This is a genomic window from Citrobacter sp. VF227 (assembly GCF_052950715.1).
Window position 1 is genome coordinate 1 of sequence record NZ_JBRFVF010000287.1, and the last position, 502, is coordinate 502.

A 502-nucleotide genomic window follows, 5' to 3' on the forward strand; every position below is an offset into this window, starting at 1 on the left:
GCTCTCGCGCCGCGCCGATCTCGACACGACCGCTGACTTCCAGCGTCCGCAACTGCTTGCCCATCTCCTCGCGGGCTTTCTGGAAGCTTTCCGCCTGCGCGGTCATCTGCGCATGCAGGCTGGCATTGAGTTCGGTCTGTTGCTGCAGCTGCTGCTGCAGCGAGCGGATCTCGTCCTGCAGAAGCTTGCGTTCCTTGTCCGCCGCAGCAGCGCTCTTGAGCGCGTCCTCTTCCCGCAAACGTTCGAGATTGGCGATGCGCTGACGCTGTTGCTTGATGAGCAACGCGGCTTTCTGGCGCTGCTCCCGCTCGTGACTCTCGGATCGCTGGGTAGTGGCCTCCTTGCCAGCCTCGGCCGCGTACCAGGCGTCTTCGGCCACCATCTGCAGGCGTTCGGCAGGCACGACAGGCGCGCCCTCGTCCTCCACCAGCAGGCCAAGCTGGTTGCGCTTGATGGTGTCGCGCAGCAGTGCCAGATCGTTGCGCTCGGCGCTGACCTTGGG

At 65.1% G+C, this 502-nt stretch carries 1 protein-coding gene; it reads right to left on the minus strand.

The window, feature by feature from the left end; all coding sequences use genetic code 11:
* A partial coding sequence (locus ACU8YC_RS26345; RefSeq protein WP_446896171.1) for a hypothetical protein occupies window positions 1-502 on the minus strand: 502 nt, incomplete at both ends.